At 33.8% G+C, this 25139-nt stretch carries 27 protein-coding genes; 17 read left to right on the top strand and 10 right to left on the bottom strand.

The annotated features are described in order from the left end of the window. The 9 genes from GQ40_RS16975 to GQ40_RS16950 form a co-directional block, all read left to right on the top strand. Nucleotides 1-386, top strand: a 386-nt coding sequence (locus GQ40_RS16975; protein ID WP_197052693.1) for an RNA polymerase sigma factor, incomplete at its 5' end; no start/stop codon positions are given. 17 nt (nt 387-403) lie between these two features. Continuing rightward, nucleotides 404-541 carry a hypothetical protein gene (locus GQ40_RS17670; protein ID WP_156115610.1) on the top strand — a complete coding sequence of 46 codons (138 nt, stop codon included), beginning with the start codon at nt 404-406 and terminating at the stop codon, nt 539-541. Further along, nucleotides 538-783: a hypothetical protein gene (locus GQ40_RS16970; protein WP_047551189.1), complete on the top strand. Its 246-nt coding sequence runs from the start codon at nt 538-540 to the stop codon at nt 781-783. Before GQ40_RS17670 ends, GQ40_RS16970 begins: the two co-directional genes overlap by 4 nt. After that, nucleotides 776-940, top strand: a complete 165-nt coding sequence (locus GQ40_RS17665) for a hypothetical protein (protein WP_156115609.1) — start codon at nt 776-778, stop codon at nt 938-940. The genes GQ40_RS16970 and GQ40_RS17665 overlap by 8 nt, the downstream gene beginning before the upstream one ends. A gap of 226 nt (nt 941-1166) precedes the next feature. Further along, complete coding sequence (locus GQ40_RS17660) at nt 1167-1331, top strand: hypothetical protein (RefSeq protein ID WP_156115608.1); 165 nt, start codon at nt 1167-1169, stop codon at nt 1329-1331. A 223-nt stretch (nt 1332-1554) separates the two neighbouring features. Next, nucleotides 1555-2163, top strand: coding sequence for a tetratricopeptide repeat protein (locus GQ40_RS16965; protein WP_047551186.1), 609 nt, complete (start codon nt 1555-1557; stop codon nt 2161-2163). Nucleotides 2164-2204: 41 nt separating this feature from the next. Further along, entirely contained in the window at nt 2205-4373 is a 2169-nt protein-coding gene (locus GQ40_RS16960; protein ID WP_047551183.1) for a CHAT domain-containing protein, read from the top strand. Between the two features lie 223 nt (nt 4374-4596). Next, nucleotides 4597-5310, top strand: coding sequence for a hypothetical protein (locus GQ40_RS16955; protein ID WP_047551180.1), 714 nt, complete (start codon nt 4597-4599; stop codon nt 5308-5310). Nucleotides 5311-5562: 252 nt separating this feature from the next. After that, complete coding sequence (locus GQ40_RS16950) at nt 5563-6000, top strand: lipocalin family protein (RefSeq protein ID WP_047551177.1); 438 nt, start codon at nt 5563-5565, stop codon at nt 5998-6000. Nucleotides 6001-6019: 19 nt separating this feature from the next. Here GQ40_RS16950 and GQ40_RS16945 read toward each other — a convergent pair whose 3' ends face one another. Next, nucleotides 6020-6886 carry a DUF4846 domain-containing protein gene (locus GQ40_RS16945; protein ID WP_047551174.1) on the bottom strand — a complete coding sequence of 289 codons (867 nt, stop codon included), beginning with the start codon at nt 6884-6886 and terminating at the stop codon, nt 6020-6022. 64 nt (nt 6887-6950) lie between these two features. Between GQ40_RS16945 and GQ40_RS16940 the strand changes: the two genes are divergently transcribed. Both GQ40_RS16940 and GQ40_RS16935 read left to right on the top strand, forming a co-directional pair. Continuing rightward, complete coding sequence (locus GQ40_RS16940) at nt 6951-7334, top strand: hypothetical protein (RefSeq protein ID WP_047551169.1); 384 nt, start codon at nt 6951-6953, stop codon at nt 7332-7334. Nucleotides 7335-7418: 84 nt separating this feature from the next. After that, nucleotides 7419-7880: a hypothetical protein gene (locus GQ40_RS16935; protein ID WP_047551167.1), complete on the top strand. Its 462-nt coding sequence runs from the start codon at nt 7419-7421 to the stop codon at nt 7878-7880. A gap of 114 nt (nt 7881-7994) precedes the next feature. Here the strand turns inward: GQ40_RS16935 and nqrF are convergent, their stop codons facing one another. The 6 genes from nqrF to GQ40_RS16905 all read right to left on the bottom strand — a co-directional run bounded on the left by nqrF (nt 7995) and on the right by GQ40_RS16905 (nt 14172). Continuing rightward, the gene (nqrF, locus tag GQ40_RS16930) at nt 7995-9305 is read right to left on the bottom strand and encodes an NADH:ubiquinone reductase (Na(+)-transporting) subunit F (protein ID WP_047552140.1); all 1311 of its coding nucleotides are present in this window, start codon (nt 9303-9305) and stop codon (nt 7995-7997) included. Nucleotides 9306-9309: 4 nt separating this feature from the next. Continuing rightward, nucleotides 9310-10038 carry an NADH:ubiquinone reductase (Na(+)-transporting) subunit E gene (gene nqrE / locus GQ40_RS16925; RefSeq protein ID WP_047551164.1) on the bottom strand — a complete coding sequence of 243 codons (729 nt, stop codon included), beginning with the start codon at nt 10036-10038 and terminating at the stop codon, nt 9310-9312. 76 nt (nt 10039-10114) lie between these two features. Further along, nucleotides 10115-10759 carry an NADH:ubiquinone reductase (Na(+)-transporting) subunit D gene (locus GQ40_RS16920; RefSeq protein ID WP_047551162.1) on the bottom strand — a complete coding sequence of 215 codons (645 nt, stop codon included), beginning with the start codon at nt 10757-10759 and terminating at the stop codon, nt 10115-10117. Between the two features lie 3 nt (nt 10760-10762). Then, nucleotides 10763-11563, bottom strand: a complete 801-nt coding sequence (locus tag GQ40_RS16915) for a Na(+)-translocating NADH-quinone reductase subunit C (RefSeq protein WP_047551159.1) — start codon at nt 11561-11563, stop codon at nt 10763-10765. A gap of 2 nt (nt 11564-11565) precedes the next feature. Beyond that, nucleotides 11566-12789: an NADH:ubiquinone reductase (Na(+)-transporting) subunit B gene (locus GQ40_RS16910; RefSeq protein ID WP_047551156.1), complete on the bottom strand. Its 1224-nt coding sequence runs from the start codon at nt 12787-12789 to the stop codon at nt 11566-11568. Nucleotides 12790-12822: 33 nt separating this feature from the next. After that, the gene (locus GQ40_RS16905; protein WP_047551153.1) at nt 12823-14172 is read right to left on the bottom strand and encodes a Na(+)-translocating NADH-quinone reductase subunit A; all 1350 of its coding nucleotides are present in this window, start codon (nt 14170-14172) and stop codon (nt 12823-12825) included. Between the two features lie 165 nt (nt 14173-14337). On the opposite strand from GQ40_RS16905, the gene GQ40_RS16900 reads away from it, so the two are divergent. Further along, nucleotides 14338-15591 (top strand): type IX secretion system plug protein domain-containing protein, encoded by a 1254-nt coding sequence (locus GQ40_RS16900; protein ID WP_047551150.1) that lies wholly within the window; start codon nt 14338-14340, stop codon nt 15589-15591. On the opposite strand, the gene GQ40_RS17515 is transcribed toward GQ40_RS16900, so the two are convergent. Further along, on the bottom strand, nt 15588-16118 hold the full coding sequence (locus tag GQ40_RS17515) for a cysteine dioxygenase (RefSeq protein WP_197052692.1): 531 nt from the start codon (nt 16116-16118) through the stop codon (nt 15588-15590). The genes GQ40_RS16900 and GQ40_RS17515 overlap by 4 nt on opposite strands. A 95-nt stretch (nt 16119-16213) precedes the next feature. Between GQ40_RS17515 and GQ40_RS16890 the strand changes: the two genes are divergently transcribed. Next, the gene (locus GQ40_RS16890) at nt 16214-17584 is read left to right on the top strand and encodes a pyridoxal phosphate-dependent decarboxylase family protein (RefSeq protein ID WP_047551144.1); all 1371 of its coding nucleotides are present in this window, start codon (nt 16214-16216) and stop codon (nt 17582-17584) included. Nucleotides 17585-17687: 103 nt separating this feature from the next. Then, on the top strand, nt 17688-18074 hold the full coding sequence (gene apaG / locus GQ40_RS16885) for a Co2+/Mg2+ efflux protein ApaG (protein ID WP_047551141.1): 387 nt from the start codon (nt 17688-17690) through the stop codon (nt 18072-18074). Between the two features lie 293 nt (nt 18075-18367). On the opposite strand, the gene GQ40_RS16880 is transcribed toward apaG, so the two are convergent. Continuing rightward, a complete protein-coding gene (locus tag GQ40_RS16880; RefSeq protein ID WP_047551138.1) occupies nt 18368-19384 on the bottom strand; it encodes a DUF6695 family protein in 1017 nt (338 codons plus the stop codon). A gap of 139 nt (nt 19385-19523) precedes the next feature. Here GQ40_RS16880 and pruA point away from each other — a divergent pair, with 139 nt between their 5' ends. Next, nucleotides 19524-21149 carry an L-glutamate gamma-semialdehyde dehydrogenase gene (gene pruA, locus GQ40_RS16875; RefSeq protein ID WP_047551131.1) on the top strand — a complete coding sequence of 542 codons (1626 nt, stop codon included), beginning with the start codon at nt 19524-19526 and terminating at the stop codon, nt 21147-21149. Between the two features lie 192 nt (nt 21150-21341). Here the strand turns inward: pruA and GQ40_RS16870 are convergent, their stop codons facing one another. Further along, nucleotides 21342-22616 (bottom strand): Omp28-related outer membrane protein, encoded by a 1275-nt coding sequence (locus GQ40_RS16870; RefSeq protein WP_047551128.1) that lies wholly within the window; start codon nt 22614-22616, stop codon nt 21342-21344. A gap of 171 nt (nt 22617-22787) precedes the next feature. On the opposite strand from GQ40_RS16870, the gene GQ40_RS16865 reads away from it, so the two are divergent. Together GQ40_RS16865 and GQ40_RS16860 are read left to right on the top strand one after the other, a co-directional pair. Further along, the gene (locus GQ40_RS16865; protein WP_047551126.1) at nt 22788-23267 is read left to right on the top strand and encodes a TlpA family protein disulfide reductase; all 480 of its coding nucleotides are present in this window, start codon (nt 22788-22790) and stop codon (nt 23265-23267) included. Nucleotides 23268-23317: 50 nt separating this feature from the next. Next, the gene (locus GQ40_RS16860; RefSeq protein ID WP_047551124.1) at nt 23318-25102 is read left to right on the top strand and encodes a DUF6029 family protein; all 1785 of its coding nucleotides are present in this window, start codon (nt 23318-23320) and stop codon (nt 25100-25102) included. The last annotated feature ends 37 nt before the right edge of the window (nt 25103-25139 follow it).

Raw genomic sequence — 25139 nt, 5'->3', positions numbered from 1 at the left:
TTATAAGCATGTGGAACAACATTAGAAATGAGTCTTTTACACCACAAAATGATTCGGCTTTACAAGGGTATTTATATCAAATCGCGAAGAATAAGTGGATGGATGTTTTAAGGTCAAAACGTTTTAAGAAAACACAATCATTGTCTGAAGAACGCACATTATTTCTTAGACAAGATGAAGATATCGAAGATGATGGGTACGAGAAAAAATTAAATGTAACAATGACAGCTTTCAAGGATTTAGGTCAGCCTTGTAAGGATTTATTAAAGATCTTTTATTTTGAAAAAAAGTCATTACGGGATATTGCTTTAGATTTAGGGATCGAAGAATCTTCCGTACGAAACAAAAAATATAGATGCATGGAAAATTACGTGCAACAGTATTAGCCTCTAAATTATAAATATTGAAAGATAATAGCGACATATCACAAGAATTACTAGAAACGGTTGAACTTACTATAATAATACCATGTCTAAACAAAGCGAAAAGACTTAATGAAGATCCTGAGTTTAGAACTCAAGTTGAGGATATCAAAAGTTGATTTTTGGTATCGAGAACCAATCCTTAAAAGAACAGTTAGATGAATTTCATAAGGATTTGCCCGAAGGGATTTCCGAAGAAAAAAGGAGAATTGGAGCATTTCCACATTTAGGAAAATATGCAGCAGCAGCAGCAGCAATTTTATTGGCCATTGCTCTACTTTGGTGTATAGTGTGCCTCAAAACGAGCGTTTGTACGCGAAATATTTTACGCCAGATCCTGGTTTACCAACGTGATGAGTAGCAACTCTAACTTGATTTATGATGCGATGGTGAATTATAAGCAAGGCGATTATAAAACTGCGATTGGCAAATGGGAGACTTTAAAAGCAAATCAGCCAGATAATGATACGCGGATTACTTTTAGGATCGCTTATCTTGCTATAAAAAAACGAAAATAAAGCAATCGTTTTTAAACAAAGCAGTTGATAATGCTGAGTTTCTTTAGTAAACGATGCTCATTATTATTTAGGTATGGCATATCTAAAAGAAGAAATATTGAAAAGGCAAAATCTAATCTAGAACTTTCAAATACAGATAACAGTAAAGCCTATTATCTAAACTAAACAACTAACTGCTTAATAAATAACTCATTATGAATCAATTAAAAAATTGCTTAGATATACTATGCTCTTATTTTCATATGAGTTTAGCTCAGGTTGGTTTGCACAGCAGGATTCTATTTCAGAATTGAAAAAGTTAGACAGGCTCATTTCAGAAGAAAAATTTGATATAGCCCAAGAACATTTGCAGAAAAATATTGAAGATCTAATTGAGAAAAATTGTTTATGAAGTTACTGATTACACGTATTATTTAGGCAAATAAATTTTGAACTCAAAAATAATCAAGCTGCAGAAAAGCGGTTCTAGATTTTGAAAAACGCATTGTTTCCCTTACTTCAAATCCAAAAGCCATTAGACAATTAAAACTTGAAGTTGCCTCATTTTATGAATTTATGGGTGATTCTAAAACTGCAAGTGAATAAATTTGGAGGCTATAGAATACACTAATAAGATGCCCAACAAAAATGGTGAACTTTTTGGTATTATCTACAGTAATCTTGGCACATTTAATATGAGAATGGGTAATTTAACAACTGCGTTAGACTATCATAAAAAAGCATTAAAAGCCTATAAAACATTTCCAGACACCAAAAAAGAGCGCTTATATATCACCCATAATGCACTGGGAGGTATGATGTGGTATTCTTCAAAAATCGATAGTGCTTTAGTATATTATAAAAAAGCAGAGCAAATTCTCAAAACACTTGAGCCTACGCCAGATAACAAATACCTAAGACCTGCAATTCTCAATAATAATATTGCAGGTATTAATAGCATAAAGGGCGATCTAAATGCTGCTATAATAGCAATGCAGAAAACTGTCTCTAATCTTGATACGTTTCTAAAGTCTGATATTACTGAAGCCAGAAAAGATTATGCGCAAGAATTTTTATTTCAGGCTATCGATAATTATGCTGGGATTTACAAGGATATTGGAGATTTCGAAAAAGCCAAAGCACTTATTAGTTATTCTTATAATCAAAAAAGAAAACATCTAAATGCAAACAGCCCTGAGATTTCCAAAGGGAAAATACTGTTAGGTCAAATAACCTGGATTTAAAAGAATATGATGAAGCCGAAAAATTTTTAGATGAAGGTATTTTGGAATTTAGTGAAAACCCAAGTGATTATTTCAATTGGTTAGCTGATGCTTATTATTACAAAGCAAGATTATATGAAGATACTAATAATATTAAAGGCGCCTTTAATTGTTATCAAAAGTCTGAAGACTATTACAAATCTGCTCTAGGTGACTCTTATGATGAACTGTATTTAGATTTTATAAATTCGGCTTCTACTTTTTATGCTGAAAATGGCTATCCCGAAAAAGCCTCGGAAATGGCAAATGAAGGCTATCAATACATTGTAAAAAACCAAGGCGAGAAAACACTATTAGAGTACCATCAAGTGTTAAACCTTGCAGGCATTGAATACAAACTTGAACATTATGATGCTGCATTAATAAAAAGCAAAATAGCTTTAGAATTGCTTAACGACTCCATTTTTACTAAAAACACAGGCTTAAGCAAATTAACCATTGAGGTACAAAAACCTTTTGCAATACTAACCAAAGTCAAAGCTGAGTACCAATTAAAAACACAAAAAGACAGTATATTCTTAAAATCTAAATTGCAAGAACTTCAAAGTGCCATTTCTATTCTAGAAGAGCAAAAATCTGTACTTTCAGATGATAGTAGTGTTTCTATTTTACTTTTAAATAATGGCGAACTGTTTGAGTATGCCAAACAATTGGCTCTCGAGCTATATGAGATGACCAAATCTAAAGCATATTTAAGCCAAGTTTTAGGTTTGCATGAGTCTATGCTTTACAATCGTATTAGAAATAGGTTAAACTCGCAAAGCTCAATAAACTATGCCAATATTCCTGAGCATATCATAAAGGAAGAAAATAGGCTTAAAGAAGCATTAAGTTCATCTATTTCAAAAAACGACGCACTAGAATCTTTTTTTGAAGTAAATAAGGAATGGCAAGGCTTTTTAAAAGTGTTAAAAGATGACTATCCCAAATATTATAACTTAAAATTTGCTTCAATATCCAAATCTATCAATGAGCAGCTAAAAGCAAGTAACTTAGTAGACAAAACGCTTGTTAGGTATACATTTATAGATCAACAACTTTATGCGTTTATCATTCATGACCAAGACATTAAAATCTTTAAATTAAATAACGATCATTTAACCCAAAAGATAAATTCCATTCAAGATAATAATGTAATATCTCAAGTTAATTTTGAAGTTTTACATAATTTATACCTTTCGCTTTGGAAACCTATAGAATCACATATAAAGACAGAACGGGTTATCATCATTCCCGATCAAATTCTGTTTAATTTAAATTTTGAGATGCTAACCAACCAGCTGGTAAAATCACATAAGGAATTAGCAGAAAACAGCCTTTTAAACACATATGTTATCTCATACAATTACAGTTTGTTTCTCGTAGATAAAGGCAGTAAAACCATTGGATACGATTCTAATTTTATTGGTTTTGCACCAGAGTTCAACTCAAAAATGAAATCAGATTATGAGATTGCCATAAAAGATTCCATAAATCTAGATAGAACGTATTTAACACTGTTGCCACAACCATTCAGTAAAAACTTAGCACAAGAGTCATCTCGTATTTTTAATGGTAGCTCATTTATCAACGAAAATGCCTCCAAAGCTATTTTTACCCAAAATGCCAAAGAGCATAAAATAATTCATATTGGTACGCACGCAGAATCCAATAACATATCACCAGAACTCTCAAGACTTATTTTTGCAAAAAATGTAAACGATACCATTTCTTCGGAACATAATTCGCTTTACAGCTACGAAATCTATAACCAAAACCTTTCATCCAATCTGGCAATCCTAACAGCTTGCGAAACAGGAAAACCAACCTATCAAGCTGGAGAAGGGATGATTTCTCTCGCACATGCATTTAACTACGCAGGAAGTGAAAGCATTTTAACAAGCCTTTGGAAAATTGACGAGCAATCCAGTGCCCAAATCATTGAAAACTTTTATGGATATATAAAAAAGGGACTCCCAAAAGACAAAGCTTTGCAAAAAGCAAAATTAGATTATCTAGCCAAAGCAAATGGTAGAACAAATGCTCCGCAATATTGGGCAGGACTGGTTTTTATTGGCGACACAGCTCCAATAGATTTAAATACCAATAATAATTGGATCATTTGGATGATACTCGGTATCATTATATGTATTTCAATTACCATAATCATAAAAAAGAAAAGACTTTCATAAAAAAAAGAGCGTTTTCAATAACAAGAAAACGCTCTTTAAACAAACTCTTTAATTAATAATCCCCTAAAATTAATAGCTTAAAGTTTGTTTATTAATCATCGTATGTTTCTTTAAATGTGAGCAAAAACCAATACAAAAAAAATAGATCAAAAAACTGAAGATTTAATGATGACCTTTTCCATCGTTTACGATGCTATAGTAAATAATCACTAAATTTTTAAAAATGAAAAATTACCTCTATTTAATCCTATTTACTTTTTCTCTAATAAATTGTTCTTCGGAAGATGATACTATCGATCCAGATAACATTGCTCCAGGACCATTTTCAGTAACCATCCTTGAAACCAGAATAGATGGCGCATCTATAGAATGGACAGAAGCCATAGACATCGATGACGACCCGGTCACCTATTCCATTTATCTTAATGATCAATTGGTCTCAATTGGAGGAACCGCATTGACTTACAATTTTAATGGTCTAGATCCAGAAACACTCTATGATGGTACTATCGTAGCAGATGATGGACGAGGCGGAATTTCAGAAGACGATTTCTCTTTTGTAACAGAACCAGAACTCATAATTCTAAGCCTAGAGCCAACATTCTGGATCAGAGATAGCTACCCAGAAGGCGAAGGAACACGTTTTATTTATGGCAATGGATTTGTTGTACCTAAAAATGAAGATGCTAGTTCTTATCAAATTGAAGTTATCGATTACAGATTTGATGACTTCCCATACGACGTTGGTAACGTGTATACTTGGACCAATGAGTCCCAAAGTGGTGATGTAACATTTGTTCCAGAAGAAAACAGTTTTCGAATATTGCTTACAGGTGTAAGCGTCAATACCGTTAACGAAAATTATGATACACTTTACAACAATGTTATTGGTGTAACAGGAGAAGCCGAAGTGCTCGTCAATATCGCAACAGAATAATTTAATAAGGTTTTCCTTTTTTGAGTTAGTCTTCAACAAAGGAAAACCTATTTTTTTTATTAAAAACTCACAAACTTGACACTCCCATACGCATAATTTGAGACCGTAATCAACACAATAGCTATCAAATTATATCAAAGAGAAATAGATGCCTACTCAAAGTTTTTCACTAAATGTATGCTTTTTAAATGATGACATTATCACATTACTTCGATGTAAAAGAAAACCAGTTAAACATTAAACTCCTTAAAAATGAAAACTTTTAAATTTATTTCCCTTTGTGCACTAGCAATCTTATTATTTAATTGCTCAAAAAATGATGATAATATTGTTAACGATGATGATTCAATCGCTGAGTTGGAAACATTAATCATTGGAGATTGGAAAATTGATTCTAGAACTTTAAATGGAGAAGCTGTAGAATTAGATTGTTTAAATGGTCTTAGTACCATTGTCTCTTTTGATGACCCTGTATTTTCCTTTGATGTAGATTTTGATGATGGCAATGGTTGCGCAGATGTACCCTATAGTGGAAATTACAGTATTGATGGAAACATGATTGTAATCAACACCCCTTTTAGTGACGATCCCTCAATTTGGACTGTCTTAAATATTGATGATACTTCATTTGAAAGGATTTCTACATCTTCAGATGGTAATGTAACCATTAATACTTATCAAAGGATTTAAATAAATTATTTGAATTCCTTTATTTAAATCGCACAAACTTTGCACTCCCAAATGTATAATTAGAAACAGGAACAACAGCGTCATTCTCCAATTGATACCATGGTGAAAACGTCGCATCCTCAAGATTCTTTACTAAATGTACACTTTGGGCAGGTGTATTGCCTTGAAATAACAAAAAGCGTTTATCACCATTATCATTTATAATCTCATCACAAATCATTACAATATGCCCTGGAGAGCCACCTTTAATCAACATATCACCAATTTTTAAATCCTTTGCATCAATAGATTTAAGCTCATTATAAAGAGATAATGTGCCAGAATACATATAAATTAAATTGAGGTAGTTGTAAAAGTTTTCTTCGGAAGTATTGGCACTCGCAGTTTTATGAAACGATACTTTATTTCCACTTATTTTTGGTCGGTAACCATCAGCATATTGTTTCCATGAACAATAATGACCTGAGGTAAAGTTGAAGCCTATTTCATCTTTTCTATTATGTTTCCAAAGGTATTCACTTCTAATTCTAATAAGTGCATCTGCGCATTGTTGCAATCCGTTTTTTGGCACAGGAATTTCTAAAATACCAATATGACCACCTTGCCAGAAATATTCAGAATCGTCGTAATTTATAATTTTGCTTCCAAAGGGTTTCAGTTTATAATTCCGAAGATATTCCTCAAAACTCCCATTTCCGTAGGAAACACGTTTGTAACCGTCAGGAATATTTACTCTAGAAGTAATGGTCAAACTATCTTTATCAATAAGGCTTGGTGTTTCAATACTTGCTCTAACGGTATTGACCACTCGTTTTACAGGCTTAAACTGAAATGCCAAAACTACAAGTGATGTTAAGATTAAAATGGTAAGTAATAATTTCTTCATAGTAAATAGAACGCGAAAAACTTTAATTTTGTTATACTGTCAATAAAAATAGCATTTTTAAATAATGGTACACCTAAAAAACAATAGATACTATTACCTTTTATTGATCTCGATTATTTTATTGGGATGCAAAAATAAACCAGAATTACCAGATCCCTTAGAAGCAGGTTGGAACAATAAAGCGGTTTGCGAAGTCGTTGAAGACAACAAAAACGTGCGTGTATTAAGATGTACTTTCGAGCCTGGAGTTGGGCATGAAAAACATTATCACGATCCACATTATGGTTACACGGTTGCTGGAAGTACATTTAGAATAACAGATACCACAGGTACACGAGAAGTCAACGTTCCAACGGGTTACAGTTTTAGTAAAGACGAAATTTCAACGCATGAAGTATTAAATATTGGAGATAGTACTGCGGTTTTTTTAATAGTTGAGTATAAATAAGGTGCAGTTATTTATCATGGCTTGATTTTAAGTCCCATTTTTTGTATCTTTTACTTCGGAAAAAGAACTTGAAAACAATTTGCTATGAACACCTCAAACCGATTAGAAAGCGCCATTAACAAACTTTATATGGCTTTTCACAATAATGAACTCCATCCAGAATGCTGTAAAAGTTGCGCAGTAGGCAATATTTTAGACCGTACAGATGCTTGGCAACATCTCTCAGACGATCATGGCTCTACAAAATTAAATTACCTCGGAAATGTGCACCAAATGCTAAATAGGCGTTTTAATGGCTATACACCTCAAGAATTATTACAAATTGAAGCTACCTTTTTAAAGGCTTGTGGCTACCAGCTTCCTTTCCGGAGAAAAAATAACAAAAGACCAGAAAATCCGCAGGATAAGGATTTGTTGTTTAATGGGCTTTCAGCAGTAATAGGTTTGCTCTGTCAATTAGATTGTGTTCCTAATGTGATGGATTATACCAAATTATTTGAAACCCAACTTAATGGTGAACCTAAATATGAGTTAGTGTCCGTTTAAAAAATTGAATTATTATAAAATTAAAAACCAACTCAATTGAGTTGGTTTTTAATTTTATATAACATACTGAAACAAGTTCAGCATGACGTTTTTTGTATAATGTCGTTTAGCGACTTAGCCACCAAAGTCATCAAATCTAATGTGCTCATCTGGGATACCATAATCCTCACCCATTTTTTGAACCGCTTGGTTCATTAATGGTGGTCCACAGAAATAAAGCTCAATATCTTCTGGTGCTTCATGGTGCTTAAGGTAGTTGTCTATTACACAATTGTGAATAAAACCTACAAAACCATCACCTGCTTCATCATTAATATCTTTTTTGACTTTCCAGTTGTCTTCTTCTGCAGGCTCAGAAAGTGCCATGTAGAATTTAAAGTTAGGGAAATCTTTTTCTAATTTTCTAAAGTGCTCAATGTAGAATAATTCTCTTTTTGAACGTCCACCATACCAATACGTTACTTTACGACCGGTTTTGATGGTTCTAAATAATTCGTATAGATGAGAACGCATTGGCGCCATACCAGCTCCTCCTCCAACGTAAAGCATCTCACTTTCAGATTCATTGATAAAGAATTCACCGTAAGGTCCAGAAATAACTACTTTATCACCTTTTTTCTGATTGAAAATGTATGAAGATGCAATTCCAGGGTTTACGTTCATCCATTGATTTTTTGCGCGATCCCAAGGCGGAGTTGCAATACGTACGTTAAGCATGATTTCACGCCCTTCTGCAGGATAAGAGGCCATAGAGTAGGCTCTTTCTACAGTTTCAGCATTTTTCATCACCAATGGCCAAAGACCAAATTTATCCCACTCTGCTTGAAACTTATTTGGAGTTTCGTGCTCTTCTGGGTGCGCAGTGATATCCATATCCTCAAACTTCACCTCACATGGCGGAATTTCAATTTGAATATAACCTCCAGCTTTATAGCCCATATCTTCAGGAATCTCCACAACAAATTCTTTGATAAACGAGGCTACGTTGTAGTTACGCACAACGGTTGCTTCCCATTTTTTAATTCCGAAGACCTCCTCAGGAATTGTAATTTCCATATCCTGCTTCACTTTTACCTGGCAGGATAATCGTGCGCCATGTGCTAATTCTTTTCTACTAAAGTGAGGGGTTTCAGTTGGCAATGCTTCACCACCACCAGAAAGTACGTGACATTCACATTGAATACATGTTCCACCTCCACCACAAGCAGATGGTAAGAATATTTTTTCACCACCTAAAGTAGATAATAGTGTACCTCCAGAGGCAACCTCAATTTCTTTTTCACCGTTAATCTTAATTGTTACGGGTCCAGATGGAGATAATTTTTGTTTTACAACTAGTAATAGACTTATAAGTATAAGCGAGATGACTAAAAACGCTACTACAGTTGCTACTACTGTTCCTATTGTTCCTGCTTCTAAAACTATCATACTACTCAATTATTTTAGTGTTATCTGCTAATATCTTAGCGTCTTCTTCATTGGTTTGTATTGTATTCACTTCTCCTCTTGGCTCAGTTGTAGGCTCTCCCTCTTCATCTCCTCCTGTTAACATACCTCCAAAACTTAAAAAACCAATTCCCATTAATCCAGTAATGATAAATGTAATCCCTAAACCTCTTAAAGGTGCTGGCACATTAGAATATCTGATTTTTTCACGAATGGCAGCAATCGCTAAAATAGCCAAGAACCAACCAATACCAGAAGAAATACCGTAGTTAAACGCTAGACCTAAAGTTTCAATTTCACGTGCTTGCATGAATAAAGATCCTCCTAAAATAGCACAGTTTACAGCAATAAGCGGTAAAAATATACCCAGTGAGTTGTATAACGATGGTGAGAATTTCTCAACTACAATTTCTACCAATTGTACCATTGTTGCAATGGTTGCAATAAACATGATAAACGATAAGAAACTTAAATCATAATCTGCATACTCTGGGCCTAACCATGTTAATGCTCCAGGCTGTAAAAGGTATTGATCCAATAACCAGTTTAAAGGTACCGTGATGGCCAATACAAAGATTACTGCTGCTCCAAGACCAACTGCTGTTGATACTTTTTTAGATACCGCTAAGTATGAGCACATACCCAAGAATACAGCAAATACCATGTTATCAATAAAAATGGACTTAAAAAATAGTTCGATGTGTTCTATCATTGTCTTTTATTTTATAGGTTTCAGTTTTTGTTAATTTGCTAATAGTTTCAAACAAATCATTTCAACTGATTTCTTTTTAATCTTCTATTAAATCTTTGTTTCTACTACGTTGTACCCAAATTAATAAACCAACGATAATCAATGCCATTGGTGGCATTAACATAAAACCGTTGTTTTCATAACCTGATGCATAAACTCCTGTCTTTTCAATGGCATCTCCCAATACAGGGATTCCGAATAATGTTCCAGATCCTAATAATTCTCTAAAAAATCCGACAATTATTAAAATTACACCATAACCTAAAGCGTTTCCTATTCCGTCAAGAAATGATCTCCATGGTCCGTTTCCGAGGGCAAAAGCTTCAAAACGTCCCATAATGATACAATTGGTAATAATTAAACCAATAAATACTGAAAGTGTCTTACTCAACTCATAGGCAAATGCTTTTAGCACTTGATCTACAATAATCACCAGGGTTGCTACAACGATTAGTTGTACGATAATTCTAATTTTTGATGGAATGATATTACGCATCAAAGAAATAACCACATTACCAATACCCAATACAAATATTACTGCGATTGCCATTACTAAAGAGGCTTTGAGCTCTGCTGTAATTGCTAAAGCGGAACAAATACCAAGTACTTGAATGGTGATTGGGTTGTTATCTGCTAACGGATCAGTAATTAACTTTCCGTCTTTTTTTGAAAGTAGTCCCATAGTTTAGTTAGCTGTTTTTAAATTTTGGAAATAAGGTAAATATAATTTCAAATCTGCTTTGATCATTGCAGACACACCATCACCTGTAATGGTCGCTCCTGCTAAAGCATCTACCTCATAATCTGTTTTATCATTATTTTTAGGATCTGCATTACCTTTAGCAACGTCAATTCCTTTAAATACTCCTGCTTCTGTCAATAAATGTTCTCCGTAAAAATCATCCATAAAGTAACGTTGCTTGATGTTTGCACCTAAACCAGGAGTTTCTCCAGCGTGGTCAAAAAATGTTCCTCTTACGATCATATCTTTATCAACAGCAACATAACCCCAAATTGCATCCCAAAGACCTTTACCTCTTATAGGCGCTACATATAAGGTTTCTCCTTCCTCTGATTTACCAACAAAAAGTGGCAATAAACGAGATTCACCCGCTTTTGCATTAGCCTGCTGTTTTTTTACGTCAATCAAATAAGGCTCTTGATTATTATTGGCAGACATATATTCTTCTCTGGTCATCGTTTTTACGATGTTCCCATCTTTAGATTCTAAAACCAATTGCTCTGACACTTTTGTTTTAAATGCTTCGGAAACCTTATCTGTAGACACAAAAGCGATATCTCCATCTCCTTCATTTTCATTTTCACCCAGTGCGTAAAGGATATTTTGTTGTTTTTCTATTCTCTCATTCTCTGTAATTGCTGGTTTTAAAGATGAAGCTGTAAATGCCAATAATGACCCAACAACCACGACCATCGCAACTGCGAAAATAATAGTATATATATTTTTATCTGTTTTCTTCTCCATGATTAAGCTGTTTTAAGTTTTAAACGCTTCATTCTTTTCTTTATATTTCCTTGAACAACATAGTGATCAATAGTTGGTGCAAATACGTTCATCAATAAGATTGCCAAGAATACACCTTCTGGATAGGCTGGATTAAATACACGAATCATAATAGATAAGAAACCTATTAAGAATCCATAAATCCATTTTCCTTTATTAGTTTGTGATGCGGTAACAGGATCTGTTGCCATATACACTGCTCCAAATAAAATACTACCAATAATTAAATGTTGCCAAAATGGGACACTCATCAATCCGTAGAATTTACTTGTATCACCGATCCAACCAGCGTCAACAACACCATTAAAGATAAGTCCCATTACTAAAGCACCAACTAAAGTAGATAGAATAATTCTCCAGCTTCCTACTTTTGTAAATATTAAAAATAGTGCTCCAATAATGATTAAAAATTTAGATGTTTCTCCAACTGATCCTGGAATAAGTCCCCAGAACATATCCCAATAATCATAAACAACACTATTGCTTTGCGCATAACTACCTAAGATTGTTTCTCCAGAAATAGCATCTAAATTAGAACCGTTAGCAATCATTTGATCACGTTCTACAGCTCCATGAACCCAAACTTTATCTCCAGACATCCAAGTTGGATAAGCGAAGAACAAAAAGGCTCTAATTGTTAAAGCAGGATTTAAAATATTCATTCCTGTTCCTCCAAATACCTCTTTACCAATAACGACACCAAATATTACTGCTACAGCCAACATCCATAATGGAATATCAACAGGAACAATCAATGGCACTAACATACCTGTAACTAAGTAACCTTCTTCAACTTCATGTCCTTTTATAATAGCAAAAACAAATTCTACTGCAAGACCAACTCCGTAAGACACAATCACAAGTGGTAATACTTGCCAAAGTCCTACTACGAAATTATCCCACGTCCAAAATGTAGATGCTAAAAAACCAGAACTTCTATCAATTTCTTTCAAAGCAACGTAATGTTGATATCCTGCATTAAACATACCAAACACTAAACATGGCACTAATGCCATGATTACCGTATTCATAGTACGCTTTAAATCATCTGCAGCTTTGATATGAGTACCATTGTGAGTGGTCTCGTTTGGTAAATATAAAAAAGTATGTAATGCATTAAATGCAGGAGCCATTTTGGTCCCTTTATACTTTTCTTTTAAGTTATGTAAATTACTTTTTAAACCCATAAGTCTTATATTTCATTTATTCTAAATGAATAATTATCCAATTTCTTTAAGCATTAAGTCTAATCCTTTTCTAATAATATCTTGATGTGGTTGTTTAGACACACAAATAAATTCTGTCAATGCAAAATCCTCTGGTGCAACTTCGTACATTCCAAGGGCTTCCATTTCGTCTAAATCTTCATATTTACAGGCTTTAAGTATTTGCATTGGATAAATATCCAACGGAAACACTTCTTCGTAAGATCCTGTAATTACAAATGCACGATGCTCACCATTTGTATTGGTATCAAGCTCATATTTTTTCTTTGGGTTTAGCCAAGAAAACGTCAATGCTCTTGATGTAGAGATTTTATTAAAAACAGGTTTGTTCCATCCAAAAAATTCGTAATCGTCACCTTCAGGAATTACTGTAATCAAGTTATCGTAATAGCCTAAAGCTCCATCTGGCTTAAGTTGTTTTCCCGATAGCACATTTCCGGAGATAATACGATCATTTCCATCTTTATCGACGCCATTATCATAAACCATTGTCGATACTTCGCTACCAATAATAGTTTTGAAATATCTTGGTTTTTTTACTGAAGATCCTGCTAAAGCGACCATACGCTCTGCATTAAATTTACCTGTAAGCAACAATTCTCCAATAATCACAAGATCTTGCGCGTTGATTGTCCAAACTATCTCCCCTTTATTTATTGGGCTCAATTTATTAATATGTGTGCCAACATTTCCTGATGGATGAGGACCAGAAACTTTATGAGTTAAAGCGTCTTTGATATTTGCCAACGGTGAGTTGTTAGACCCAATACCAATATGAACTTTCCCTTCGATTAGTTTTGCCAAGGCAGATACTGCTGCTTGTAATTCAGCCTCTTTACCTGCAAGAACATAATCTAAATCTGCTGCTAGAGGTGCTGTTGCGTAACCCGAAATAAAAATAGCCTTTGGTGATTTTTCTGGATTTGCAATGACATCATAAGGTCTTTGCTTAATGAACGTCCAACATCCTGAAGCCAATAAATGTGCTTTAGTTGCATCTGCGTTAGAATTCACATCAAATTTACCAAAATCTTTGAATGACTGTGGTTTATTGGTCTGAATCTTAATAGCATCAATACGACGTCTTGGTCCTCTTTCAATTTCAACTACTTCTCCAGAAACAGGTGAAACAAATTTCATAGCTTCTACATCCTTATTATAAAAAAGAACGTCACCCGCTTTTACACTTGCGCCTTCTTTTGCAACAAGTTTAGGGGTAATGCTATGAAAATCTTCGGGTCTAATAGTGCAGAAGTTACTTATAATGGCTTGTTCAACTGTTTTTTCAGCTTCGCCTACAAGTTTTATATCCAGACCTTTTTTAATCTTAATGTCTTTTGACATACGCTTTATATTGAAATTAGTTGTCTAAAAATCGGTGCAAAAATACGAATAAATTGAGTAAAAAAGTAACATATTATCGAAGTTTGTTATTTTTAAATATTCTAAATAAGTTAATTATTATTAAGGCACAGATTTTGTTTATCTTTACATATCAAACTACTATTAATGATTAAGAATTTTTATTTATCTCTGTTCGCTGTACTCATATCTGCCTTAGGGTTTTCTCAAACCGAAGAAATCAATCCACCAGATTACATCAAAACCGTCACCTTTAAAAGCAGAACCTCATCACAAGGCCAATTGCCAATTCTAAGATTAGGTGAATCTTTCAATCTAGAATTTGACGTTTTGACTACAGATGAGCCAGATTTCTATTACACCATAGAGCATTACAACTATGACTGGACAAGGTCTAATCTCGTTAAAATGGAATTCATGGATGGTTTTGACAACTATAGAATTGTGAACTACCAAAATTCTTTCAACGCCTACCAACTTTACTCCCATTATGATTTACAAATCCCGAATGAGCAAACTCGCGCATTGACAAAATCTGGCAATTACATCATCTCAATCTATAATGAAAACCAAGAGGTTGTCTTTACAAGAAAATTTATGATGTACAAAGAACAAGTAGGAGTTGGCGTTTCGATTAAAAGATCCAGAGATGTAAAATTTATAGACAGGAAGCAAAGTGTTGATATTGTGATAAACTCTGGAGCCTTGATTTTAAACAATCCAAAAGAAAGAATCAAAACACTGATCATTCAAAATAACAATTTACACACGTCCATTAAAAATATAAAACCTCAGTACACTATTGGCAAAGAACTGATTTATAAATATGTTAAGGAGACCGCTTTTTGGGCAAGTAATGAGTTTCGGTTTTTTGAAACCAAAGATGTGAGAGGCGCAAATGTTGGCGTCCAATTTATTGATTTAAAAGACATTTATAATAGCTATTTATTTATTGAAGGACCACGAGCAAACAGACCCTACACCTATAACCCAGATATTAACGGTAATTTTTTAATTACAGCCATAGACACAGATGATGTTGATATTGAGGCAGATTACACCAATGTACATTTTGCATTACAATATCCAGAATTAAAAGATGGCAGCGGTATTTATATCTACGGAAATTTCAACAACTACGCACTGACTAATGAAAACAGACTCACTTTTGATAAGACAGAAAATCTGTACCAAGCCATAGTAAAGCTAAAACAGGGATTCTACAACTACAAATATGTTGTTGTTGACAGAAATGGGCAACTGGACGAAGGCAGAATTAGCGGTAATTTCTGGCAAACCGAAAACAATTACAAAGTTTTGGTGTATTACAGAGATCTAGGCGCTCGTTTTGATGAGCTCATAGGTTATGGAGAAGCCAACTCGGTAAATATTTCTAATTAATCTCTAATTGTTAGCTCTTTAAAAGTATCATAACTTAAAGTCCTCTCAATAAATTCATTTGATGTCTCATCAAAAGAAACACAGTTCTCAATAGGTTTGGCATACACGTGCAAACTCATAGATTTACCGTCATTGCTATTTTTCAATTTATGAAACCCAATCTTATCGTTCATAAACGTAAGCTGTTTTGGCTTCACTTTTTGAGATCCACTTTGCAATAGTTTATGTTGCTGGTCTTGCTCGAAAAACACTTCTTCCATTTCCCCGTCTATGAGATAGACCCAGCAATCTTCTCCATTATGCCCATGAATAGATGTTTCTTGATCTTGATTCCAGCATATCAGGATAAGTTCAAAATTCACATCTCTAAACAAGCAGTTTCTGGTGTATCGATCTTTTGACCAACTTTGAAACGTCGAGAAATCAATAGACTCAAAATCAAAATTCTTGAGAATTGAATTGTAATCTTTAAGTGACGATTTCGACAATAAGTTAATTAATGACTGAATGTTTTCGGGAGATTTCAATAGACGCAATTTATATTTAAAAGGATATTTATTTAAGATTTCGAGAAAATAGGAATAAATTTACAAAACCCAAAATTAAAGCGTTCACTTAACATATGCATAACAACCTTAAATTATTTACAGAGCTTGCAGAATTTCTAATTTCCGAAGAAAAAAACAATCCTGTAGCCACTCCAATTGACACTTCTAAACTCTATGAGACTCTAAATCTAAGCTTAGATGACGAGCCAACTATAGATGAGGATTTTATAAAGACACTAAAGGATATCATTAAAAGCACTCCAAAAACCGCTTCAACATCCTTTTTCAATCAGTTATTTGGTGGTCGAATAGACAGAGCTACACTTGGTGATCTGTTGGCTGTAATGCTTAATAACAGCATGTATACCTATAAAGTTGCAGGACCTCAGGTTGGCATTGAAAAAACAATTCTTCACAAAATTTGTGATATGATAGGTTATCCTAAAACTGCCGATGGCACTTTTGCCCCAGGTGGTTCTATGAGTAATTATATGGCTGTTTTAATGGCTAGAGACAAATACAACCCCAAAGCAAGAACTGAAGGGATTACAAATAAAATGACACTTTACACTTCGGAAGCTTCGCATTACTCAATCGCAAAAAATGCTTCTTTTATAGGCGTTGGACGCGATCAAGTAAGAGCTATAAAAACAAATGATAAGGGAGAAATGCTTTCAAGTCATCTAGATCAGCAAATCCAGATAGACAAAGACCAAGGCTACCAACCGTTTTTCGTAAATGCCACCGCAGGAACCACTGTATTAGGTGCCTTTGATGATGTAAAAAGTATAAGTAAAGTTTGCAAAAAATACGGTTTATGGCTTCATTTGGACGGTGCCTATTGTGGAGCAGTTATTTTTAGCGAAGCCTACAAACATTTAGTTAATGGTATAGAACTTACGGACTCTTTTAGCGTCAATGCCCATAAAATGCTGGGCACTCCGCTGAGTTGTTCTGTTATAGTCACTCAAAACAAAGAACATCTCAAAAAATCATTTTCTAATGAAGCGGAATATCTTTACCAAACCAACGATGATGAGTTCAACCTTGGTAAAACCTCAATACAATGCGGTCGCAGAAACGATGCCTTAAAGCTTTGGACACTATGGAAATCTGTTGGGAATAAAGGTTTAGAAAAAATTGTCGACCATCAATTTAATCTAGCGAAATTTGCTCGCAACTACATCACCAATCATCCAGACTACACACTTTACAGTTTTGATGATTCCATATCGGTATGTTTTAACTATAAAGATATACCTGCGAATACATTATGTACAGCGCTTTATGAACAATCCCAATTAATGGTTGGCTTCGGAAACTTTAAAAATCAAGAATTTGTGAGAATGGTAACCATAAATAGCATCTTAAAGAAAGAAGACATCACCAACTTTTTCAAAACCATCGAGAAATTTGTGATTTCATCTGAGAATTTAATCAATTAATCGAAAGAATTTTCCTAAAATGTTAAAAATATGCATTATTCCCAAAAAGCAATCGTTTTACTATAAAATTATTTATTTTTGTAGCAACTATTGGGATTAGAACATGGTACAACAAGTTACAAGTGGCATAAAGATTTCTGTTGAAACAACATTTGAAGGTACATTTTATAAAAATTATAAAGTGCACTTCGCATTTGGCTATAAAGTAACCATAGAGAACCAAAGTAAAGATTCTGTTCAATTAAACTCTAGGCACTGGAGAATTCTTGATGCACTTAACAATGAAGAGATTGTTGATGGCGAAGGGGTGATTGGCAAAAAGCCCGTTTTAAAACCTGGAGAATCCCACACTTATAATTCTGGTTGTTTATTAACCTCTCCTTTTGGCGCCATGCAAGGTCATTATAATATGGTCAACTTCACAAACACCAATAAATTTAAGGTCATTATTCCTACGTTTAAGTTGAGTGCTCCTTTTGCCCTTAATTAATTTTATCTTAGACTTTAGACTTTAGACTTTAGACTTTAGACTTTAGACTTTAGACTTTAATTAAAAAATTATTTCCTTTAATCTAACTGTAGATCTTCTTTTCCAAAATTTTATATAGTTCTTTTTTTATAATAAAGGTTAAAGACTCAAAACATAATAATTTTTGAATACTTCTATTTAATTAAAAACTTCAAAATCTTTTTTGTATTATCCTTTTCACTTTTCACTTTTCACTTTTCACTTTTCACTTTTCACTTTTCACTTTTTACTTTTTACTTTTTACTTTTTACTTTTTACTTTTTACTTAAATCCAAAAAGAAATCTTTCAAGTAATGAAATCTATACTTTGTATTGTTTTGCTCGATATGAAAGAATCTACAGTTTGAATAATGCACAAATTGATAATTTGATTTTATATTAAATCCCTTTTTATCTATGGCATAAACAGCGTCGCAATCTACATTTCCATAGGGAGAAATACGTCTGTATCTGTATTCGGTTTCACTTCCCGTATCGTAAATTTCAAACCATGCACCAGCAGCAATACCACTTAACCATTGTGCGTGATCTTCTTTTTCATTGTTATGCTTTGGCTTTAGCGTCCCTATCAAACTTGGGCTATAACCTTTAAGAATATCTAAAAACAAACGCCTGTTTTCCCGACTTACGCTAGATTTAAAACCCTGTATCTCTCCATTTTCAGAAACCACAAAAACATTTTTTTCAGTATCTGCGATTACCACATTACCAATTGTACTTGGGGTGAAATTTTTGGATCTTATGAGTTTGGTTTTAATCGTTTTGTCTGTAACACTGGCAATCAAGGCATCGGTTACAAAACGAGCACAATTACAGGCATCTTTTACAAAAGCAGCATATCTAACAAAACTTTTTTTTTGCATTGCTGTTATGTGTGTTCTCGCTTTTTTATAGTCAATGGCATTGCAAACCGATGCATAAAGTAGCCCATCACCATGAGTTAATTTGGGATGTGTTGCCAAAAATTTTAGGATCTCGTCTAGGTTTTCAATCTTATCTTTCTTTATTTCTGCGGAAATTGGAAAATCCAGTTCAAAGTCTGTCTCACGCCCGCGAACCCTTCCGTTGGGAGAAGGCGTGATATATCTTCCGAAGTCATGGTATTCTAAAACCCCTGTTGACTTATCAATTAGAACCAAAGCTGCGTGACCTGCTCTCACATGTTTTTTACTTCCGATGAAAAAAAACCTTAAAAATTTAGAGTACCATTCTTCAGCATGAGAAACAATAGTTTCGGGATAGGCGAGAGTAAGAATTATTGCGTCGTTCATATAAAATTTAAAGCGTACAACTTACAAAAAATTGCCATGACTTTTAACCTTGTTTTAATAGTGATTAATTTAATAGTCGTGAAAATATCGTAACTTTGCATCTTCAAAATAATTACGAATTTATAAACAAAAATAAAAGATGGGAAAAGGATTTTTCAATGTACCAATAGCAATAAATGAGCCTGTAAAATCATATGCTCCAGGTTCTCAAGAACGTGAAGCAGTTTTAGAAGCTTACAAAGATATGTGGAACAGTAAAATTGACGTTCCTTTATATATAAACGGTAAGGATGTTAAGACAGGAAACACAAAAACGATGTCTGCTCCCCATGATCACCAGCATGTGGTTGGAAACTACCATTTAGCTGAAAAAACTCATGTGGAAGATGCCATTGCCACTGCATTAGAGGCTAGAAAAGAATGGTCCCAACTACCTTGGGAACAACGTGCTGGAATCTTTTTGAAAGCTGCGGAATTAATTGCTGGACCTTATAGAGCAAAAATAAATGCTGCAACAATGATCGCACAATCCAAAACGGTGCATCAAGCTGAAATTGATGCTGCTTGTGAGCTGATTGATTTTTTGCGTTTCAATGTTCAGTTTATGACCGATATTTATCATGAACAGCCAGAGAGCACGAGTGATGCATGGAATAGATTAGAGTATCGTCCGCTTGAAGGATTTGTATATGCTGTAACACCTTTCAATTTCACTGCTATTGCTGGAAATCTTCCTGCATGTATGGCAATGATGGGTAATGTTGTGGTTTGGAAGCCTAGTGATAGTCAGATATTTTCAGCAAAAGTAATTATGGATGTCTTTAAGGAAGCTGGAGTTCCTGCTGGAGTTATTAACGTCGTGTTTGGTGATCCTGAAATGATTACAGATACTGTAATGGACAGCCCAGACTTTTCTGGATTGCATTTTACAGGTTCTACATATATCTTTAAAGAACTTTGGAAAAAAATAGGAAATAACATCCATAACTACAAAACATACCCAAGAATTGTTGGTGAAACTGGTGGTAAAGATTTTATCGTAGCTCATAAAACTGCGAACCCAATACAAGTAGCCACTGCTATTTCCAGAGGTGCTTTTGAGTTTCAAGGTCAAAAATGTAGTGCAGCCTCTAGAGCTTATGTACCATCAAATTTATGGGACGAAGTTAAAGAACGCGTAATTAAAGATGTAAAATCTTTTAAAATGGGTTCTCCGGAAGACACGAATAATTTTGTTACTGCAGTGATCCATGAAGGTTCTTTTGATAAACTGGCAAAATTTATTGATCAAGCTAAATCTGATACTGATGCTGAAATCATCGTTGGTGGAAACTACGATAAAAGCAAAGGGTACTTTATAGAGCCTACAGTAATTGTCACAAAAGACCCAAAATACACAACGATGTGTACCGAATTATTTGGACCTGTCATCACGATTTATGTGTATGATGAAGACAAATATGCTGAAACCTTAACACTAGTTGACGAAACTAGCGAATACGCGCTAACTGGAGCCATTTTGGCAACAGATAGATATGCGATACAACAAGCTACAAAAGCATTACAAAACTGTGCGGGTAACTTCTACATCAATGATAAACCTACTGGTGCAGTTGTTGGACAACAACCTTTTGGAGGTGCAAGAGCATCTGGAACAAATGATAAAGCTGGTAGCGCACTTAATTTATTACGTTGGGTATCTCCAAGAATGATAAAAGAAACATTTGTAACACCAACTGATTATCGTTATCCGTTTTTAGGATAATTATTATCTCTGTTAAAATAAAAATCCTCAAACTGTAAAGTCTGAGGATTTTTTATTTGAATTTTTTTTAAAGTTGCTCCATACCTTAGAACAAATTTTTTAATAAAAATTTAATTAGATTTTGTTTTAAAAATTCAGAATAAAAAAAGCCAGACTAAATATCTGGCTTTTTTATTATTTATTTTATCTTATTTAATCGAAATCTTTATTCTCTCCTAAATCTGCTTTTTGAACATTTAATACTTTATTATCTGGACCAACCACGAAAGCCACAAGCTCTAAATTAGCTGTGTTTTGAACACTAGACGGTACAGAAACGTTATAATTTGCTGTATAAGTGTTACCTGTGACAGATTGAGCTGCTGGAATATCATCTCCAAAGATACCTGTAAAAACGGTTCGAGCTGTATGGTCATGTACAAAATCTGGAATAGGATTTCCTTGTTGGTAAAAAGGACTAGAAGGATCTGTATTATAAAAATTAACTTGAGGATAAACTAGACCATTCTCTAATAAGTATACGACTAATCTATTTTGAGAATTTACTTTTAAATCATAGTGAACTTTTACTTCTGCAGTTATTGTACCACCCTGAATAGATGAATTAATTGCTAACCCCATATTTTGTCTATTACTTAATAGAGAAACAGGTTGGCTAGTTGATTCGTTCCAATTGATTGTTCTATTTAATCTTCCTGAAGGGAAACCAGTAACTCCAAAAGCACTTTCCATTTGAGTTGCAAATGGAAATAACATTTCATTATCATCGTGTATAGCTACAGGAATGATATTACTATTTGCTTGAACTGCTTGTTCAACAGCATAAGCTAATCTAGGACAATATTGACACCATGTTCCAGTATAATCTTCAATCATTACTTTAGTACTATGCGTAGACTCTACAGCTTTTAATTGAACTGTATTAGAGGTTAGTACCGTACCATTTTCTAAGGTATAGGTTGCAACTACGTTGTAAGTTCCTGGATTATCAAAACTTACAGGATTTGTTACTGTACCTGATTCAGCAATCATAGTAGATTGCAGTGTAACTTCATATCCCAAATCAGTAAGTACCAATAGTGATGTTTGACCGTCATCAAACCAAAAGGAATCACTGTTCGTAGACAAAGTTATTGAGCTAGGAACAGGTACTGCTTGCACAGAAATTGTAATAGAACTTGTCAAACCTCCATTTGTTGCTGTAACCTGAAAGCTTCCTGTTGTATCAAATGCATAAGGGTTTGATATTGATTCACCATTAACTTCTAGAACTGAACCTGAAGTCACATTGTTCCCTAAATTATTTGTAACCGTAAAGGTCACCGATTCACCCACAAAAACAGATGAGGAATTTGCTGTTACAGTTATAGAACTTGCAGCCCCAGAACCATCATCTGAACCACCACATGAAAATAATGCAGCTGTTAAAACGAACAGGAAAACTTTAGCGTAATTTTTGAGTTTCATAGTAATTGAATTTGAAATGTTTAGAATTAAATTATTAGTTTACGAATATAAAAATATATTTCATTTTATTTAAGATTATGGCATAGAGTTTGAAAATTAATGAACTAATTATGACGATTATTATACAAAAAGCAAACATTGTTTAATATATTTATCAAAAAATTTAAAACTATGAAATCCCTAATTACATTATTACTTACACTTTCCATTACAGGCTTATCGTTCTCACAGGATGAATTACCAAGAATGCAGTTGAAAAACTTAGATGGCAAAAATGTTGAACTAGAAGACATTTCTAAAGATCAATTAGTGGTTATATCACTTTGGGCAACTTGGTGTGTTCCATGTAAGAATGAATTAGATGCTATCAATGAAGTTTATGATGATTGGATTGATGAAACTAATGTAAAATTGTATGCGATTTCTGTTGATGATTCAAGAACAGTAAGCAGGGTAAAACCTTTAGTAAATGGCAAAGCCTGGGATTTTGAGATTTTATTAGATACTAATAACGATCTAAAAAGGGAATTAGGAGCAGCAACAATACCAGTTACATTAATAGTTAAAGACGGTAAAATTTTATATAGACATTCAGGATATACTCCTGGATCAGAAAATGAACTTTTTGAAGAAATCAAAAAACACTCATAATTCTCAACAATTAACAAATCAACCCTTTCTAACTAATCAACAACCTAATCATGAAAAAAACTACGGTTTTATTTTTGCTTATACTTCCCCTATTTAGTTTTTCTCAAGAAACAGAGAGCGATAAAGAAACTATTTTTAATCAATTTTTAAATAATCTAACGGGTAGTTTCGAATCCAATGCCCAATGGTATGTCAATGATAATGTTTTAGGAGACTTTGAAGATCCTATCCCAGAATTTGATTTGGAAAATAAACATCTAAGAGCTAACAGTTATTTGAGACTGGATTATAATTTCTTAAAAAACTTCACTATTGGTGTACAAGTAGAAAGTTACGAGCCTTTACCTTTATTGAGCTACTTCCCCGAGTATAGAGGAACTGAACTCTCTAACTACTATATTAATTTTAGAAATGAAAAATTAGATATCACTGCAGGCCATTTTTATGAGCAATTTGGTAGTGGATTATTATTAAGAGCTTTTGAAGAACGACAATTAGGTCTTAATAATGCTTTAAGAGGTGGACGCATAAAATACATGCCAACCAATTATTTAAATTTAACTGCTTTATATGGGAAAAATAGAATTGGATTTGATCATTCTGAAGGTGATGTATTTGGATTAGATTTAAACTTAGACTTAAAAGAAGTCTTAGATATTGAAAATTTATCTCGATTTAATTTTGGAGCAAGTTATGTTGGCAAGAGTGAAGATTTCACTCCCCCTGTTGATGAATTTGACCCTGAAAACACTTTTGACGATACAGATTTCCCAGAATTAATAAATTCTTATGCCTTTAGATTTGATATTGACTTTGGCAAATTTTTTATTAATTCAGAATACTCTATTAAAGGTGAAGACATATCCTACACTCCTGCCTCAATAGGCCAGCCAAATATTATTGAAGGACAATACTTTGATGGTAGCGCACTTTTATTCACTACAGGCTACACCGTTAAAGGCTTTGGTGTCTCCAGTACGTTTAGGCGTTTGGAAAACATGACCTTTTTCTCTGAAAGAGAATTACTAAAACCTGGAAACAATCCTTTTGGGATGGGAAGTATAAATTTTTTACCTGCACTAACAAAGCAGCAAGATTACGCATTGTCTAACATATATTTGTACCAAGCACAGTCTCCACTTTTTATTCAAAATTTTGGAGGACAAGCTGGGGAAATTGGCGGACAAATAGATATCTATTACACCTTTAAGAAAGGATCTCCAATTGGAGGTAAATATGGCACCAAGATAACCGGTAACATGTCTTACTGGTCTCTTTTGGATGCAACATTTAACCAAGACAATTCTACTTACGATGCTGAATTTTTAAAATTTGGAGAAAAACTCTACAAGGACATCAATTTTGAAATTAAGAAAAAATGGTCTAAAGACTGGAGTAGCGTTTTATTCTATCAAAACTTAAAAATCAATAAAAACCTAGCAATTGAAGGTTCATATATCCCTAATGATGAAGCCATAACATCTAATATTATCGTTGCTGAAACAACAAGAAAATTTGATTATGGCAAATCAATAAGACTTGAGGCTCAGCATCTATTTTCCAAAGAAGACAATAAAAATTGGGCTGGAGGCACATTAGAGTATGTGGTCAATCGTAATTTAGCTTTCTACGTTGCTGATATTTATAACTACGGAAATGATATTGAAGAGGATCAAAACCATTATTATAATTTTGGTGGAAGTTATACCAAGGGAGCAACAAGAGTAGCCCTTAACTACGGAAGACAGCGTGGTGGTTTATTTTGTGTTGGAGGTGTTTGCAGGTTTGTACCAGAAAACACAGGATTATCTTTAAACGTATCAACTGCATTCTAAATCAAATAGAATAAACAAAGAAGCTTCATAAAAAATC

It is taken from the genome of Psychroserpens sp. Hel_I_66, assembly GCF_000799465.1.
GTDB lineage: Bacteria > Bacteroidota > Bacteroidia > Flavobacteriales > Flavobacteriaceae > Psychroserpens.
This window is presented reverse-complemented; position numbering and strand designations above follow the sequence as displayed.